A 16,214-nucleotide genomic window follows, 5' to 3' on the forward strand; every position below is an offset into this window, starting at 1 on the left:
CCATGAAACAGTATTTTGGCACTGACGGCATTCGCGGTCGGGCGAACCAACCTCCCATGACCCCCGAAGTCGCCTTGAAGCTGGGCCGGGCCATCGGCTCTTTCGTCCGTCAGGGCGAACGGCGGCATATGGTCGTCATCGGCAAAGACACGCGTCTGTCGGGTTACATGATCGAACACGCCATGGTGGGCGGGCTGACCGCAGCCGGCATGGATGTGCGCCTGATCGGCCCCTGCCCCACCCCCGCCATCGGCATGCTGACCCGTTCCATGCGCGCCGATCTCGGCATCATGATCACTGCGTCTCACAACCCCTACACCGATAACGGAATCAAGCTGTTCGGCCCCGACGGCTTCAAGCTGGCGGACGATAGCGAGCTGGAGATCGAACGCCTGATCGAGCAGGATCCTGACGCCTCATCCGTGGACGGCGAGAAGATCGGCAAGCTGGATCACTATAAAGACGCCTATGGTCGTTATATCGAGGGCGCCAAGGCGAGCTTTCCGCGCGAGCTGTCGCTGGCGGGTATCAAGGTGGTCGTCGATTGCGCCAATGGCGGCGGCTACAAGACCGCGCCGATCGCCCTGTGGGAGCTGGGCGCAGACGTTCACCCGATCGGGGTGTCGCCCAACGGCACCAATATCAATCGCGAGTGCGGCTCCACCGCGCCAGACGCCATGATCACGGCCGTGCGCGAGCTGGGCGCGGATATCGGCATCGCCCTCGACGGGGATGCAGACCGCGCCATTTTGTGTGATGAGAAAGGCCATCTGATCGACGGCGACCAGATCATCGCCCGCATCGGCAAGGACCAGTATGACACCGGCCAGCTGCGCGGCGGTGGCGTGGTGACCACGGTGATGAGCAATTTCGGTCTGGAGCGTTACCTGACGTCAGAAAACCTCAAGCTGATCAGAACCCAGGTGGGCGACCGCCATGTGGTCGAAGCCATGCGCAGCGGCGGCTATAATGTGGGCGGCGAGCAGTCTGGGCATGTGGTCTTGCTTGATCACGCCACCACCGGAGACGGTCTGATCGCCGCGCTGCAGGTTCTGGCGAGCTGCGTCCGCGCGCAGAAGCCCGCGAGCGAAATCTGCCATCTGTTCGAGCCGGCCCCGCAGGTCCTGATCAATGTGCGCTATCAGGGCGCTTCGCCGCTGGAGCTTGAAAGCGTGCAGAAGGCGCAAGCCGACGCCGAAGCCCGACTGGGCAATCAGGGCCGTCTGGTCTTGCGCAAATCAGGCACAGAGCCGCTGATCCGGGTGATGACCCAGGGCGACGACGACCAGCTGGTCACCTCCGTGGCCGAAGATCTGGCCGAAGCGATCCGGCAAGCGGCGTCCTAAACCCGCCGCTCACCGTTCAGAAGACCCGACAGCAGCGCGGTGCTCGCGGTTTCGTCCGCCTTCAGCGCCATCGCCGCAAACGCTTCGAGATAGCCCTGCGGCGAGCCGGTATCATAGGTGACGCCGTCAAACTTGTAAGCGTGGAAAGGTCGGCTCTTCAAAAGCGTGACCATGGAATCCGTCAGCTGGATTTCGCCGCCCGCGCCCGGCGCCTGAGCGCCCAGCAGATCCATGATCTGCGGCTCGAGGATATAACGGCCCGACAGCATCAGATTGGACGGCGCCTGATCGACGGGCGGCTTTTCCACCATGCCCGTCATTTCCAGAAGCACGCCCTTGTCCTCACCGGGTTCGATCACGCCGTATCTTGAGACATCTTCATGCGGCACGGCCTCGACGGAGACCATATTGCCGCCCGTTCCGGCATAGGCGTCGACCATGCCCTTCAGGCACGGCTTGGCGCCATCCATGATCATGTCGGGCAGCATCACCGCGAACGGATCATCGCCTACCAGATCGCGCGCGCACCAGATGGCGTGTCCCAGGCCTTTGGGGGCCTGCTGTCGCACAAAACTGCACGCGCCGGCTTCAGGGCGCAGCGCATCAAGGGTGTCCAGAAGCGCGGTCTTGTTCTTTTGCGCCAGCGCCGCTTCCAGCTCGAAGGCGTGATCGAAATAGTCTTCGATCGCGCCCTTGTTGCGCCCGGTGATGAAGATGAAATGCTCGATCCCGGCGGCGATGGCCTCATCGACCACATATTGCAGTGCCGGTCGGTCATAGACCGGCAGCAATTCTTTGGGGATGACCTTGGTGGCGGGCAGGACACGCGTCCCGAACCCGGCGACCGGAATTACAGCTTTGCGAACGGCCCGCGACATACTCACCCCCTAGCGTGTTCTGCGTGGTTGATAGCTTGTGGGCCGCCCCGCCGCAATGTCTGCGCGAGCCGGTTTATTCAACCGTCACAGACTTTGCCAGATTTCGCGGCTGGTCCACATCCGTGCCTTTCAGCGAGGCGGTGTGATAGGCGAGCAGCTGGATCGGCGCCGCCGCGACGATGGGCCGGATGAAATCCGGGCAATCGGGCATGGTCACCACATGGGACGCCGCGTCGCCTGCAAGCGACGCGCCTTTCTGATCGGTGATCAGAATGACCTCGGCGCCGCGGGCGGCGACTTCCTGCATGTTGGACAGCGTCTTCTCAAACAGGCCGTCATACGGAGCGGCCACCACAACCGGCGTCCCCTCTTCAATCAGCGCGATCGGGCCATGCTTGAGCTCGCCGGCGGCATAGCCTTCGGCATGAATATAGCTGATTTCCTTGAGCTTCAGCGCGCCTTCCATAGCCAGCGGGTGGTAGACTCCCCGTCCCAGATAGAGCACATCGCGCACCTGGGTCAGGCGATGAGCGATCACCTCGATCTGCGGCTCCGCCGCCAGCGCGGCGTTGATCAGACGCGGCGCTTCGAGAAGCTCTGTGACGAAACGCGCTTCGTCCGCTTCGGTCAAAACACCCCGCGCCCGGCCTGCACCGATGGCGAGGCACGCCAGCGCGGTCAATTGCGCGGTGAAAGCCTTGGTGGACGCCACACCGATTTCAGGGCCGGCCTGGGTCTGAGCGATCGCGTCCGCTTCCCGCGCAATGGAAGACTCAGCGACATTCACCACCGCCAGCGTCTTCGCGCCCGCGGCCTTGCAGTACCGCAACGCGGCCAGCGTGTCGGCGGTTTCACCCGATTGCGAGATAAACAGCGCAGCGTCCCTGGGGCCGATCACCGGATCGCGATAGCGGAACTCCGACGCCACGTCGATCTCGACCGCCAATCGGGCGTGAGCTTCAAACCAGTGCTTGGCGATGGCGCCAGCGTAATACGCGGTGCCGCACGCCGTGCTCAGCAAGCGATTGATATTGGCCCAATCGAGCAGCTCACCCGTGTTGAACCGCCCGGCATCCACATCGACATAGCGCGACAAGGTATGGGCGATGGCGTCGGGCTGTTCATGGATTTCCTTCTCCATGAAGTGGCGATACTCGCCCTTGTCGGCGAACCCGGCCACGGCGCGAGACACATGCACTTCGCGATTAGCGGGGCGCTTCTCCGCGTCGAGGATGCGCACGTCATCGGCGGTCACAACCGCGCGGTCGCCCTCTTCGAGATAGATCACCTTGTTGGTCCAGCCCGCGAGCGCAAGGGAGTCCGAGCCCACATAGCCTTCGCTTTCGCCCAGCCCCACCACCAGCGGACAGCCCGACCGCGCCACATAGAGCGCACCCGGCTCGTCCACGTTCAGCGCCGCCAGCGCATAGGCGCCGCGCAAGCGGTCCACCGCCGCATTAAAGGCCGCGGCCATGTCGAGGCCCTGTTTGAGGCCTGATGCGATCAGATGCGCGATGACTTCGGAATCGGTCGGCGTGACGCAGTCAAAACCTTCAGTCTTCAATTCCCCGCGCAAATCCTGAAAGTTCTCGATGATGCCGTTATGAACAATCGCCACCGGCCCCGATGCGTGAGGGTGCGCGTTCTCAAGGGTGGGAGCGCCATGAGTGGCCCAGCGGGTGTGACCGATGCCGATGACGCCATCGGTCGGCGCGCTTGCGATCGCCTGATCCAGACCGGCGATCTTGCCGGGCGCCCGGCGACGCTCGAGCACGCCCTGAGGGGTGATGACAGCGACGCCGGCTGAATCATATCCGCGGTATTCGAGCCGCCGCAGCCCGTCCACGAGACGTTCAGTGACCTGGGTCGAACCGACAATGCCGACAATACCGCACATAGACTGCTCCTGAGCTCAAACCGTTCGCGCTTGTCTTCGATAGTCAGAGCGCTGGACCCTGACTAGCGAAAGACATGCCGTAATCGCACGAAAGGCTTCAACAATTACTGCGACAGGTTTCAGGCGAGTCTGTGGCTATCGTCCGATGCTGACATATTTGAAGCCGCGTTCAGTCATGTCTGCGGGATCATAGATATTGCGCAGATCAACCAGGACTGAGCCCTTCATGCACTCGCGGACCCGGTCAAGATCAAGCGCCCGGAACTCGTTCCATTCGGTGATGATCACCATCACGTCAGCGTCTTCCGCACACAGATAAGCGCCTGTGGTCATCTCCACATCATTGAGCAGCTTTTCCGCCTCCAGCGCGCCGGCCGGGTCATAGGCCTTGATCTTCGCGCCGGCTTTCTGAAGCGCCGGAATGATGTCGAGGCTGGGCGCGTCGCGCATATCGTCCGTATTCGGCTTGAAGGTCAGACCCAGCACCGCCACGGTCTTGCCAGCGACATCGCCATCGCACGCCTTGATGACCTTGTCGGCCATCGCCGCCTTGCGCGCGTCATTGATCTCGACCACCGTCTCCACCAGACGCACCGGGCTGTCATATTCCTGGGCCGTGCGCGTCAGCGCCAGCGTGTCCTTTGGAAAGCATGACCCGCCATAGCCGGGACCGGCGTGCAGGAATTTGCCGCCAATGCGGTTATCGAGCCCGATGCCCTTGGCCACTTGCTGCACATCCGCGCCGACGGCCTCGCACAGATCCGCCATCTCGTTGATGAAGGTGATCTTCATCGCCAGGAAGGCGTTCGCGGCGTATTTGATCAGCTCCGAGGTCCGGCGCGCGGTGAATACGATCGGCGTCTCATTCAGGAACAGAGGCCGGTAGAGCTCGCGCATCACTTCGCGCGCCTTGTCGTCCTCAACCCCCACAACCACACGGTCCGGGCGTTTGAAGTCTTCGATCGCCGCGCCTTCGCGCAGAAACTCAGGGTTCGACACCACAGCGAATTGCGCGTCAGGCCGCGTCTTGCGGATCACCGCCTCCACCTCGTCCCCGGTGCCGACCGGCACGGTGGACTTGGTCACAACGACCGTGAAGCCGTCCATGGCCTGAGCGATTTCTTCGGCAGCCGCATAGACATAGCTCAAATCAGCATGACCGTCGCCGCGACGCGAAGGCGTCCCCACCGCGATGAACACCACATCCGCCGCCTTCACCGCTTCGGTCAGGTCGGTTTCAAAATCCAGACGCCCCTCGCGCACATTGCGCTCGATCAGCAGGTCCAGCCCCGGCTCGTAAATCGGCACGCCGCCAGAGCGCAGCTGTTCGATCTTGTCCGCATTCTTGTCGATGCAGGTCACATGGTGACCAAAGTCTGCAAAACAGGCTCCGGACACGAGCCCCACATATCCGGTGCCGATCATTGCTACGCGCATGGGGGGTCTCCTTGGGACAGTCGAGATCTAAAAGGCGTCTGTGATAGGCCATTCCGGCCAGAATGTGACAACTCAAAAAAACAGGCTGAGATGCGCTCTTACAGCTCCTGATCGAACGCGCCGATCTCGGGATGGTTCGCCAGCTCGTCCTTGATGGCGGCGAAGATCGCTCTCACATCGTCCTTGCTGTCGGGGCTTTCCACCACAATCACAAGGTTGGGCGTATTGGAGCTGGCGCGCACCAGCCCCCAGGCGCCGCCCTCGAGCGTGAAGCGCACGCCATTGACGGTGTTCACATCGATGATGGTACGGCCCGCCAGCTGTACGCCGTCGGCATGGCGTTTCTGGAAAGCCGCCACAATGCGATCAACGACGCCATATTTCTCTTCATCCGAGCACGCCGGCGACATGGTCGGCGAGCCATAGCTGACGGGCAGGTCGTTCTTCAGATCCGCGACCGTCTTGCCGGGATTGCGTTCCAGCATTTCCAGAATGCAGCGCGCGGCGACGATGCCGTCGTCATAGCCGCGCCCCACCGGCGGCTGCAGGAAGAAATGGCCCGACTTTTCAAAACCCGCCAGCGCGCCCAGCTCATTGGCGCGGCGCTTGATGTAGGAATGGCCGGTCTTCCAGTACTCGGTCTCGCAGCCATTGGCTTTCAGCACCGGGTCGATGGCGAACAGGCCGGTGGATTTGACGTCCACCACAAATTTCGCGCCCTTATGGCGCTCGGACAGATCGCGGGCGAGCATCAGGCCCACCTTGTCGGCGAAGATTTCCTCACCGGTATTGTCCACCACGCCGCAGCGGTCTCCGTCGCCGTCAAAGGCGAGACCGAGATCCGCGCCGGTCTCCTTCACCCGCGCCGACATGGCGTGCAGCATTTTCATGTCTTCAGGGTTGGGGTTGTATTTGGGGAAGGTGTGATCGAGCTCGCAATCCATGGCGATGACCTCAACGCCCATGGCCTCAAGCACTTGCGGCGCGAACGCGCCCGCCGTGCCATTGCCGCAAGCGACCACGGCCTTGATCTTGCGCTTCAGCGACAGACTGTCTGACAGCTCGGCCTTGTAGGCGTCCGCCACGCCCATTTCGCGCACATATCCGCCGCCCGGCCGCGCCACGCCCTCATCATTGAGGACGATCTCTTTCAGGCGGGTCATTTCCTTGGGGCCGAAGGTCAGCGGACGCTCCACGCCCATTTTCACCCCGGTCCAACCGTTTGAGTTATGGCTGGCGGTGACCATCGCCACCGATTCAATATCAAGATGAAATTGCGCGAAATAGGCGGTCGGCGACAGCGCCAGGCCAATGTCGTGGACTTCAATGCCCGCCTGCATCAGCCCCACTTCCAGCGCTTGCTTGACGCTGAGCGAATAGCTGCGGAAATCATGACCGGTGACGATCTTGGGCTCTTTGCCCAGTTCATGGATCAGCGTGCCGAGGCCCAGCCCAAGCGCCTGTATGCCATAGAGATTGATCTGGGGCGGCTTGTCAGAGCCCGGATGGCCGAACCACCAGCGCGCGTCATACTCCCGAAAGCCGGTCGGCGTCACGAACGCCTCGGTTTCATAATCCCAGGTGTTCGGCTGAAGATCGGTGCGCATTCTCATCCCCTTTGCCGGCGCGGCCTGCGGCGCGCCCACGTTCATTTCAACTCTGCCGCGTACGGAATTAGCAAACAAGTGTGACGTCTACTGCGCCGCCATCGCGTCTATAGCTTGCGCGAACCGCACGGCGGCGGCGCCCGCTTCGCCGGACGCGGCGGGACCGTCCGCCCTTCCCAGCACCGCATCGACAAACCGCGCCACATTCGCGCCCAGCGGGTCGCGGCCTTCAGGCGTGTCCATGTAATCGGGATTGAGGTCAAACCCGGTGGTGTTGTTGAAGGTACGCGCCACGAAATCGATCTCGATGACGCCGCTGTCATACTCCACCACCATGCCGCGGCGGCGGTCGTTAGCGATGCGGCTGGCCTTGAGGTCAAGCACAGCGCCGTTCTCAAAGCGCGCCTCGATGCTCACCTCGTCCAGACTGTCGCTGCGCTCGGTCTTGCCCTCAACGCTCAGTGTTTCGGCCTCTGGCTGACCGATCAGGGTCAGGGCGAGGTCCAGGTCATGCACCATCAGATCAAACGTCACCGAAATGTCGGTGCTGCGCCCGCTCCACGGCCCTTCGCGCCAGGCGGTGATGCGCTTGGGCGGCGTCTGGATCGCCGTCAGCCCCATCACGTCAAAGACCAGGCGTTCCTGGTGCCCGCAGGCTAGGACCAGATCATGTTCAGCCGCCAGCGCGACCAGACGGTCTGCCTGTTCACCGGTGACGGCGAGCGGTTTTTCGATCAGCACCGGCTTGCCCGCCATCAACGCTTTGGCGCCCATCTCGGCATGGGTGACGCCCGGGCTGGCTATGGTGACCACGTCCACAGCCTGCAAAAACGCGTCGAGATCGGAATACGGCGTCGCGTCATGCTGACCCGCCAGCGCCTGCGCCCGCTCCGCGTCCGGGTCAAAGATCGCCGTCAGCGTTGTGTCAGGGTTCTCGACATATTTGCCAGCGTGATAGCCGCCAAAAACACCCGCGCCGATAACGCCTGCGCGCAAGGGAGAGGTCGCCGTCTTGGTCATGGAGATGCCCTGTCATGCTGTAGGCTGAACGGTGTGCGGTGTCATAAAACGCGTTTGGGCCAGAGGCAAAGGGCCGTATCGCCGCGCCTAGCTGACGCCGGCGCGCAGAAGATCGTGGATATGCAACAAGCCCACGGGCTTGCCCTGATCGTCGCACACAAAGAGTTGCGTGATCTTGCGGTTCCCCGCCGTCATGATCCGCAGGGCGTCGGACGCCAGCGCACCGGGCTTGGTGGTGACCGGACTGGCCGTCATCACGCTTTTCACCGATTGCTCGATGAGATCCGGGCCCATTTTGCGGCGCAAATCTCCATCGGTGACGATGCCGGACAGCTTGCCGTCGCCATCGGTCACGCCGATACAGCCGAACCCTTTCTCGCTCATCACGATCAGGGCGTCGCCCATGCTGGCGAGTTCGGGCGCGAGCGGTATGGCGTCGCCGGCGTGCATCAGCTCATCCACGCGCGCCAGCGCAGAGCCCAGCGCGCCGCCGGGATGAAACCGGGCGAAATCGGTCGCGGTGAAGCCCCGCGCCTCGATCAAGGCCACCGCCAGGGCGTCGCCGAACGCCATCATCATGGTGGTCGAGGTCGTGGGCGCCCGGGTCTCTCCGCACGCTTCCGGCGCCTTGGGACACAGCAACACCACGTCAGACCCCTTGGCCAGCGTAGACTCCGCGCCCGCAGTCATGCCGATCAGCGGCACGCCGAACCGGCGGCAATAGGCGATCAGATCACCCAGCTCTTTGGTTTCGCCGGAATTTGACAGCGCCAGCACGGCGTCATCCGCCGTGATCATGCCCAGATCGCCATGGCTGGCTTCAGCCGGGTGCACGTAAGAGGCCGGGGTGCCGGTGGAGGCGAGCGTGGCGGCGATCTTGCGCGCCACATGGCCCGATTTGCCGACGCCTGCGCAGATCAGGCGCCCCTTGAGCCCGCTGATCACGCGCACAGCCTCAACGCTGACCTCGTCCAGCGCGGCGCTCAGTTGCGCCAGGCCGTCCTGTTCAAGGCTCAAGGTGCGGCGCATGGCCTCCAGGATCGGAGCGGTTTGAAGAGCGGTTTCGGACGGCGACATGGTCCATTCCCTTGGTCTGTCCCGGCTCTAAACCGAGTCTAAGGCGGGTGGGCGCCCCCTGTACCAAGCCGGGCGCGTACAGGCTAGACACGGATGCGTCTGCAGATGGGCTCGACGGACAGGCGGTAAAAGGGGTAAACCGCGCGCCACAGCAGTCTGTCCGTCAAAGGAACGCCATCATGACCCGTCTTGTGCTCACCCGTCACGGCCAGAGCGTCTGGAACCTTGAGAACCGGTTTACAGGCTGGGTGGATGTGGACCTGACTGACGAAGGCGTCAAACAGGCCAAGCGCGGCGGTCAATTGCTGGCCGAAGCCGGCTTCAAACCTGACTTCGCCTGCACCTCGGTGCTCAAACGCGCCATCCGCACCTTGTGGTTTTCGCTCGAGGGCGTCGACCGGGTCTGGGTCCCCGTCGAGAAAACATGGCTACTGAACGAACGCCACTACGGCGCGCTGACGGGCCTGAACAAGGCGGAAACCGCCGAGAAACATGGCGATGAGCAGGTGAAGATCTGGCGGCGCTCCTATGACATCCCGCCGCCCGCGCTGGATGCAGACGATAAGCGCCATCCACGCTTTGACGATCGGTACGCCAAGCTCGATCCGGCGCTGCTGCCCGGCACGGAAAGCCTCAAGCTGACCCTTGATCGCGTCGCGCCCTATTTCCACAACACGATCGCGCCAAAAATCAAAGCCGGCGAAGACATCCTGATCTCCGCGCACGGCAATTCCCTGCGCGCGCTGATCAAGATGCTGTTTGACGTCTCCGCCGACGACATCGTCAAGGTGGAGGTGCCCACCGGCAATCCGCTGATGATCGAGCTGGACGGCCTCAAGCCGACCTCCGCGCGCTATCTCGATGAAGACCGCGCCCAGCCCCTGAGTTTTGCGGATTAAGACCCGATGAGCGCGCGCCCGGTCAGCGTCGAGGATTTGCGCTACATGGATGCGGCGCTGGCGCTGGCCTATGCCCGGCTCGGCGCAACAGCGCCGAACCCGTCCGTCGGCTGCGTCATCGTCAGGCAAGGCCGGATTATCGGCGCCGCCGCCACCGCACCGGGCGGTCGCCCCCATGCCGAACCCCAGGCGCTGGCGCAGGCGGGTGACGCCGCGCAAGACGCGAGCGTTTACGTCACGCTGGAGCCCTGCGCCCATTACGGCCAGACGCCGCCCTGCGCCGAGGCGTTGATCAAGGCGCGTCCCGCTGAAGTGATCATCGCCTGCCGCGACCCGTTCGAGCATGTGGCGGGACGGGGCGCCGCCATGCTGGAAGACGCGGGCATCGACGTTCTGGAGGGCGTGCGGGAAGCGCAGGCTCTGGCGATGAACGCCGGATTTTTTCACAGGCTGAAGACGGGACGGCCCTTGCTGGCGCGCGATTTGCGGCCCGCGCTTTTCGACGCAGACCTGAACCTTGAGCCGGGCGAAAGCGTCGATTTGGCGCTGGACCGTCTCGGCAAAGCCGGCCTGACGCGGATCCGGCAGGTGTAAAAACCGCATCTGCGCGCTTTGCGACAAGATAGCGTTAAGAGGACTGCGTCCACACTACGCCTCTCTGGGCGCGTGAGCCCTTACCCGCAACGGACCGCAGATGATCGGCAAGCCCATCCAGTATCAGCCCATGAGCCAGCTTGAGGTTGATGACGCCTGTCGCAAGCACGAGTTCTTGATGAACGGGCGCATGGGCGGCGCGCGGGCGAACTTCTCCTACAAGATTCTCAAGGGCCTGGACCTGTCCGGTCGCAATCTCGCCGACGCTGATCTGTCCGGCGCCATTCTGGAAGGCACCAATTTCTCCGGCGCCAACCTGACCCGTGCGACCATTTTCGCCGCAGATATGCGCCAGGCGAACCTGTCGGGCGCCGTGCTGCACCGGGCGGATATGCGCGGCGTGATCCTGCGCGGCGCGGACTTGACCGGCGCCGATCTCAGCCAGGCCGATCTGCGCGAAGGCGCCATCGCCCAGGTGGATCGCGAAAAAGGCCTCGCCGTCATCACCCATGAGCAACGCGCCGGCGAAGCCAGCGAAGCCCGCTTCAAGGGCGCGAACCTGTCACAAACCAAGATGACCGGCGCCGTCGCCCAGTCCTCTGACTTCACCGACGCGGTTCTGATCGGCGCGCGCCTGACTCGCGCCAATCTGCGCGGCTCGCGCTTTCCCGGCGCCAATCTTCAAGGCGCTGACCTGTATGGCGCCGACCTCAGCGATGCGGACATGCGTGATTGCGTGCTGATCGGCGCGAAGACGGACATGGCCCAGTTCCAGCGCGCCAATATGGAAGGCGCCTTGCGCGACGCGCCGCCGCCTGAAATCGCCGATCCGGGCGGGGAGACGGCCAAGGCGCTCGACCGTCATGCAAGATGGTGCGAAACCGGCGGCGCGGAGGGAGAGCCCTCCACGTTTAACGACAAGGATTTGCGCGGGCTGAAATCTCTGGCTGGCCGGAACCTCACCGCGCTGCAGGCGCGCAACGCCATTCTCTACGGCCTCGACATGGAGGGCGTGGAGCTGCAGGGCGCGAAACTCTCCGGCGCGGATCTGCGTATGGCCTCGCTGCGCGGCGCGGACCTGCGCGGCGCGGACCTCAAAGGCGCCAAGCTCAACAACGCCGATCTGCGCGAAGTGCAACTGGGCCCGCTCGTCCTGCCCAATGACCGGCTTCTGGCCGCCTCTATCGCCGAGGCCTGCCTGCGCTACGCGGATCTGTCCGGCGCCGATTTGCATCATCTGAACGCTGAAGGCGCGGATATGTCCTTTGCTCGCCTTCATGGCGCAGACGCCCGCAAGGCCGTGTTCACGCGCGCCCTGTTCACCGGCGCCAAGCTGGGCGCAAACTTCACCAAAACGGTCGAAGACCTGACGGACGCGATCGATATCAACGCCGCCTGAGTGGACGTTTCCCCCGTCAGCCGATAAATACTCATCCTGAGCATAAGGGGCGCACGCCCCTCTGACCGGTGACCTGATGACCGCTTTCACGAATATCTATCGCCATGGCTTCGCCCGGATTTCAGCCTTTGCGCCCGAGGTGCATCTGGCCGATCCGCTACGCAACGCCGAGACCCTGATCGGGCTGGTGCGCACCGCCCATGAACGTCACGCCGCCGTGGCGCTGTTTCCCGAACTGGGGCTGACCGGGTATTCGGTGGATGACCTGCATCACCAGAACGCGCTTCTGGACGCTTCAGAAGCCGCCGCCGCCCGGATCATCGAAGCCAGTGAAGGTCTGCGCCCCCTCATCTTTTTCGGCTGCGCCCTGCGCAGCGCCGGGCAGCTGTTTAACTGCGCGCTCGCGGTGCAGAACGGCCAGCTTCTGGGCGTCGTGCCCAAAAGTTATCTGCCCAATTATCGCGAATTCTATGAAAAGCGCTGGTTCGCTGACTCCTCGAGCGTGATCGAAGATACAATTGCGGTTGGCGGTCACATCGCGCCGTTCGGAACCGATTTGTTGTTTGAAGCGCTGGATGCGCCGGGCCTCGTGGTGCATGCGGAGATTTGCGAGGATTTCTGGTCGCCCATTCCCCCCAGCCTGTATGGGGCGCTGGCGGGCGCAACCGTCATGGTCAACCTCTCCGCGTCTAACGCCACGATCGGCAAGGCGCGTGAACGCGCCGCCCTGTGCGACGCCCAGTCTCGCCGCACCCAGGGCGCCTATATTTTCTCGGCCGCCGGAACCGGCGAATCCACCACGGACCTGGCCTGGGACGGCCAGCTTCTGGCCTACCAGCAAGGCGATCTCATCGCAGAGGGCGAGCGCTTCCTCAATGATGCGCCGGCTACGCTTTTCGCTGATATCGACCTTGACCGCATCACCTCTGAGCGCGCACGCCTATCCACCTGGCGTGACTCCTGCGCCCGTCATGTGGAGGACCTGCGCAGCTTCTCCCGAATCGGCTTCACGCTGGACCCGGACCTTGAGGCGGACATCCCCCTTCAGCGGGAGGTCGCGCGCTTTCCCTTCGTGCCGAACGACGCCGACCGGCTCGATGAGGATTGCTACGAGGCCTATAACATTCAGGTCCAGGGACTGGTCCAGCGCCTGAAGGCGACCGGGATCAAAACCGCCGTGATCGGCGTGTCCGGCGGGCTTGATTCAACGCAAGCGCTGATCGTCACCGCCCGCGCCTTTGACCGGCTGGGGCTGGACCGCGCCGGCATTCTCGCCGTCACCCTGCCCGGCTTCGCCACTTCGGCGGGGACGCGGTCGAACGCCCTGGCGCTGATTGAGGGCCTGGGCGCCACCCATCGCGAGATCGACATCAAACCCGCGGCTGAACGCATGCTGGCCGATCTCGATCATCCCTATTCAGACGGCGCCAATCAGTACGACATCACCTTTGAAAACGTGCAGGCGGGCTTGCGCACCGACTATCTGTTCCGCCTGGCCAATCATGAGGGCGGGCTGGTCATCGGCACAGGCGATTTGTCCGAGCTGGCTCTGGGCTGGTGCACCTATGGCGTCGGCGACCATATGAGCCATTACAATGTGAATGGCGGCGTGGCGAAGACCTTGGTCCAGCACCTGATCGGATGGGCCGCCCGGCGCGAGGAATACGGCGCGCCGGTTTCCAAAGCGCTGCTGGATGTTCTGAACACCGAAATCTCGCCCGAGCTGATCCCGGCCGGCGAAGACGGCGCGATCCAGAGCACGGAAGACGCCATCGGCCCCTACCCGCTCAATGATTTCTTCCTGCACTATGTGGTGCGTCACGGCTTCAGCCCCGCCAAAATCGCCTTTCTGGCGGAAGCGGCCTGGAGCGACGCGGAGAGCGGCCACTGGCCGCCCCATGTGAGCGCGGCGGACAAGCGCGCCTTTGATCGTCAGACGATCCTGCATTGGCTGGGTGAGTTCGCTCGGCGCTTTTTCGGGACCAGCCAGTTCAAGCGCTCTGCGGTTCCCAACGGCCCCAAGCTGACCTCGGCCGGCGCCCTCAGCCCGCGCGGAGACTGGCGCATGCCCTCTGATTCAAGCGCGAAAGTGTGGCGTGACGCCGTCGCCGCCCTGAAGGACGAAATTCTCTGACATAAAAAAGCGGCGCTTCGTCTTGAGGATGAAGCGCCGCCAAAGTCTGAAATCAGGGGAAGGTCGTCAAAGAAAGTGCGGCCCGATCAGCCAGACGCCGACAATCGGGGGGAGGGACGACGCACGTCCGTCCGACCGGGCCTTGTCTCGGCTAGGCGGCGTCCGCCTTGTTCGCCGAGATGAGTTTCGCATCCGTCTTGCCGTTTACGGCGATCCGGCGAGGCTTCTTGGCCTCGGGAATCTCCCGCTCCAGACGGATGGACAGCAAACCGTTCGCAAGCGAAGCATCCCGCACCTGGACATGGTCGGCCAGATGGAAGCGGCGCTCGAATGAGCGTTCCGCGATGCCGCGATGCAGATAATTGCGGTCCTCCGCATCCTCAGCCGGGATGCGTTTGCCGGAAACGGTCAATACGTTTTCCTGAACCTGAAGATCCAGATCATCTTCGCCAAATCCGGCGACGGCCAGCTCGATCCGGTATTCATGCTCGGACAGCTGCTCGATATTGTAAGGCGGGTAGCCGCCCGAAGGCTCCAGCTTTGCCGCGTTGTCGATCATATTGGCCAGACGGTCAAATCCGACAATCGTACGGTAAAGCGGGGTGAAATCAGTGGTACGCATGGTGTCGATCCTCCTTGGAAGCGATCGGGCCCTCGCAAGGGCTGTGTATGGTTCAAGGTCCGCCATCCAAACCGCCCGCCTGTTGCAGCGCGGCCTGTCCGGCAATCCGTAAAGCCCCGTTTGGCGGCCTTACATCCAAAGATTTGGGAAAGCGCGTCAGCCCTCGCAAGAGGGAGGGGAGATTTTTTTCAAACTGGCGTCCCGAGGCGCGCGAGCGCCATTGTGGCGCGGATCGTTATCCCTTTATGATAAACGCAATTATGGCCAATCCGGAGTGAGCCCATGACACGTCTGACCGCCCTACTATCCGCTGCATCCGCCCTCGCCTTCCTGACGGCGTGCGGCGCGCCTCCCGCTGAGGACGATATGACCGCGTCTGAGCCATCCGCCGAAATGAGTGATGACGGCGAAACCGCGCTGACCGAAGATGACATGGCCGCCGACGAAGCGGCGATGATGGAGGAAAACCGCCCCGAAGCCGGCACCCTGGCCTGGGCGATGAGCGGCGAGTGGCGCAGCGAGGAAGACCAGGCGCGTGACCCCTATCGCCATCCGATGGAAACGCTGGAATTTTTCGGCATTGATCCATCCTGGCGCGTGATGGAGATCTGGCCGGGCGGCGGCTGGTACACTGACATTCTGGCGCCCTGGATCACGGCCAATGGCGGCCAGTACATCGCTGTCTGGCCCGACATTCCGGCCGACAATGAACGCGCCGTCGCCTTTCAGGCGCGCTTCGTGGAAAAGTTCGACGATCCGCGGTTCGGCGATGTCGAGCTCGCCACCTTCGACAGCGAAAGCGGCCCGCTGGGCGAGCCTGGCTCGGTCGACGCCATCGTGACCTTCCGCAACACCCATTCCTGGATGGGCCGCGGCGCGGCGGAAAAAGCCTTCAGCGACTTTTATGACGTGCTCGCCCCGGGCGGCATTCTGGGTCTGGTGCAGCACCGCCTGCCGGCGGACCGTGTCCAGGACCCCCGCGCCAGCACCGGCTATGTGCAAGAAGACCTCGTCATCTCCATGGCCGAGGAAGCGGGCTTTGAACTGATCGACAGCAGCGAGGTCAACGCCAATTCCATGGACACGGCGGACCATCCGTTCGGGGTGTGGACCCTGCCGCCGGTTTCACGTTCATCCGCCTTTGGCGAGCCTGCGGACCCCGAGTTTGACCGCGCGCCCTATGACGCAATCGGTGAATCAGATCGCATGACCCTGTTGTTCTTCAAACCCGAAGGTGATGCAGGCGGGTAAGCCTGAGAAGAAGCCGGCCCGGAACAATCCGGGCCGGCTTTTTTCTTTAACGG

The 16,214-nt window shown here is 63.3% G+C and carries 13 protein-coding genes; 6 read left to right on the forward strand and 7 right to left on the reverse strand.

What is annotated here, in order from left to right; all coding sequences use genetic code 11:
• Positions 1–2: 2 nt before the first annotated feature.
• Positions 3–1,346, forward strand: a complete 1,344-nt coding sequence (glmM, locus tag G405_RS0105270) for a phosphoglucosamine mutase (protein WP_022700464.1) — start codon at positions 3–5, stop codon at positions 1,344–1,346.
• Here glmM and galU read toward each other — a convergent pair.
• The 6 genes from galU to G405_RS0105300 all read right to left on the reverse strand — a co-directional run bounded on the left by galU (position 1,343) and on the right by G405_RS0105300 (position 9,262).
• The gene (gene galU / locus G405_RS0105275) at positions 1,343–2,224 is read right to left on the reverse strand and encodes a UTP--glucose-1-phosphate uridylyltransferase GalU (protein ID WP_022700465.1); all 882 of its coding nucleotides are present in this window, start codon (positions 2,222–2,224) and stop codon (positions 1,343–1,345) included. The two genes, glmM and galU, sit on opposite strands and share 4 nt — an antisense overlap.
• Positions 2,225–2,297: 73 nt before the next feature.
• Positions 2,298–4,121 carry a glutamine--fructose-6-phosphate transaminase (isomerizing) gene (gene glmS, locus G405_RS0105280; RefSeq protein ID WP_022700466.1) on the reverse strand — a complete coding sequence of 608 codons (1,824 nt, stop codon included), beginning with the start codon at positions 4,119–4,121 and terminating at the stop codon, positions 2,298–2,300.
• Positions 4,122–4,256: 135 nt separating this feature from the next.
• Positions 4,257–5,585 (reverse strand): UDP-glucose dehydrogenase family protein, encoded by a 1,329-nt coding sequence (locus tag G405_RS0105285; protein ID WP_267878758.1) that lies wholly within the window; start codon positions 5,583–5,585, stop codon positions 4,257–4,259.
• 71 nt (positions 5,586–5,656) lie between these two features.
• Complete coding sequence (locus tag G405_RS0105290; protein ID WP_028284554.1) at positions 5,657–7,165, reverse strand: phosphomannomutase/phosphoglucomutase; 1,509 nt, start codon at positions 7,163–7,165, stop codon at positions 5,657–5,659.
• Positions 7,166–7,252: 87 nt separating this feature from the next.
• Complete coding sequence (locus G405_RS0105295) at positions 7,253–8,185, reverse strand: Gfo/Idh/MocA family protein (RefSeq protein WP_022700469.1); 933 nt, start codon at positions 8,183–8,185, stop codon at positions 7,253–7,255.
• Between the two features lie 87 nt (positions 8,186–8,272).
• Positions 8,273–9,262 (reverse strand): KpsF/GutQ family sugar-phosphate isomerase, encoded by a 990-nt coding sequence (locus G405_RS0105300; RefSeq protein WP_022700470.1) that lies wholly within the window; start codon positions 9,260–9,262, stop codon positions 8,273–8,275.
• A gap of 179 nt (positions 9,263–9,441) precedes the next feature.
• Here G405_RS0105300 and gpmA point away from each other — a divergent pair, with 179 nt between their 5' ends.
• From gpmA to G405_RS0105320, 4 genes are all read left to right on the forward strand, one after another.
• Positions 9,442–10,161: a 2,3-diphosphoglycerate-dependent phosphoglycerate mutase gene (gene gpmA / locus G405_RS0105305; protein ID WP_022700471.1), complete on the forward strand. Its 720-nt coding sequence runs from the start codon at positions 9,442–9,444 to the stop codon at positions 10,159–10,161.
• Between the two features lie 6 nt (positions 10,162–10,167).
• The gene (gene ribD / locus G405_RS0105310) at positions 10,168–10,755 is read left to right on the forward strand and encodes a bifunctional diaminohydroxyphosphoribosylaminopyrimidine deaminase/5-amino-6-(5-phosphoribosylamino)uracil reductase RibD (protein ID WP_022700472.1); all 588 of its coding nucleotides are present in this window, start codon (positions 10,168–10,170) and stop codon (positions 10,753–10,755) included.
• A gap of 100 nt (positions 10,756–10,855) precedes the next feature.
• Positions 10,856–12,154: a pentapeptide repeat-containing protein gene (locus G405_RS0105315; protein WP_022700473.1), complete on the forward strand. Its 1,299-nt coding sequence runs from the start codon at positions 10,856–10,858 to the stop codon at positions 12,152–12,154.
• Between the two features lie 76 nt (positions 12,155–12,230).
• A complete protein-coding gene (locus tag G405_RS0105320; RefSeq protein WP_022700474.1) occupies positions 12,231–14,288 on the forward strand; it encodes an NAD(+) synthase in 2,058 nt (685 codons plus the stop codon).
• A 151-nt stretch (positions 14,289–14,439) separates the two neighbouring features.
• Here the strand turns inward: G405_RS0105320 and G405_RS0105325 are convergent, their stop codons facing one another.
• Entirely contained in the window at positions 14,440–14,910 is a 471-nt protein-coding gene (locus G405_RS0105325) for an Hsp20 family protein (RefSeq protein WP_022700475.1), read from the reverse strand.
• A 282-nt stretch (positions 14,911–15,192) separates the two neighbouring features.
• Between G405_RS0105325 and G405_RS0105330 the strand changes: the two genes are divergently transcribed.
• Positions 15,193–16,161: a class I SAM-dependent methyltransferase gene (locus tag G405_RS0105330; RefSeq protein ID WP_028284556.1), complete on the forward strand. Its 969-nt coding sequence runs from the start codon at positions 15,193–15,195 to the stop codon at positions 16,159–16,161.
• Positions 16,162–16,214 lie beyond the last annotated feature (53 nt).

This window comes from Oceanicaulis alexandrii DSM 11625 (assembly GCF_000420265.1).
GTDB classification, from domain to species: Bacteria; Pseudomonadota; Alphaproteobacteria; order Caulobacterales; family Maricaulaceae; genus Oceanicaulis; species Oceanicaulis alexandrii.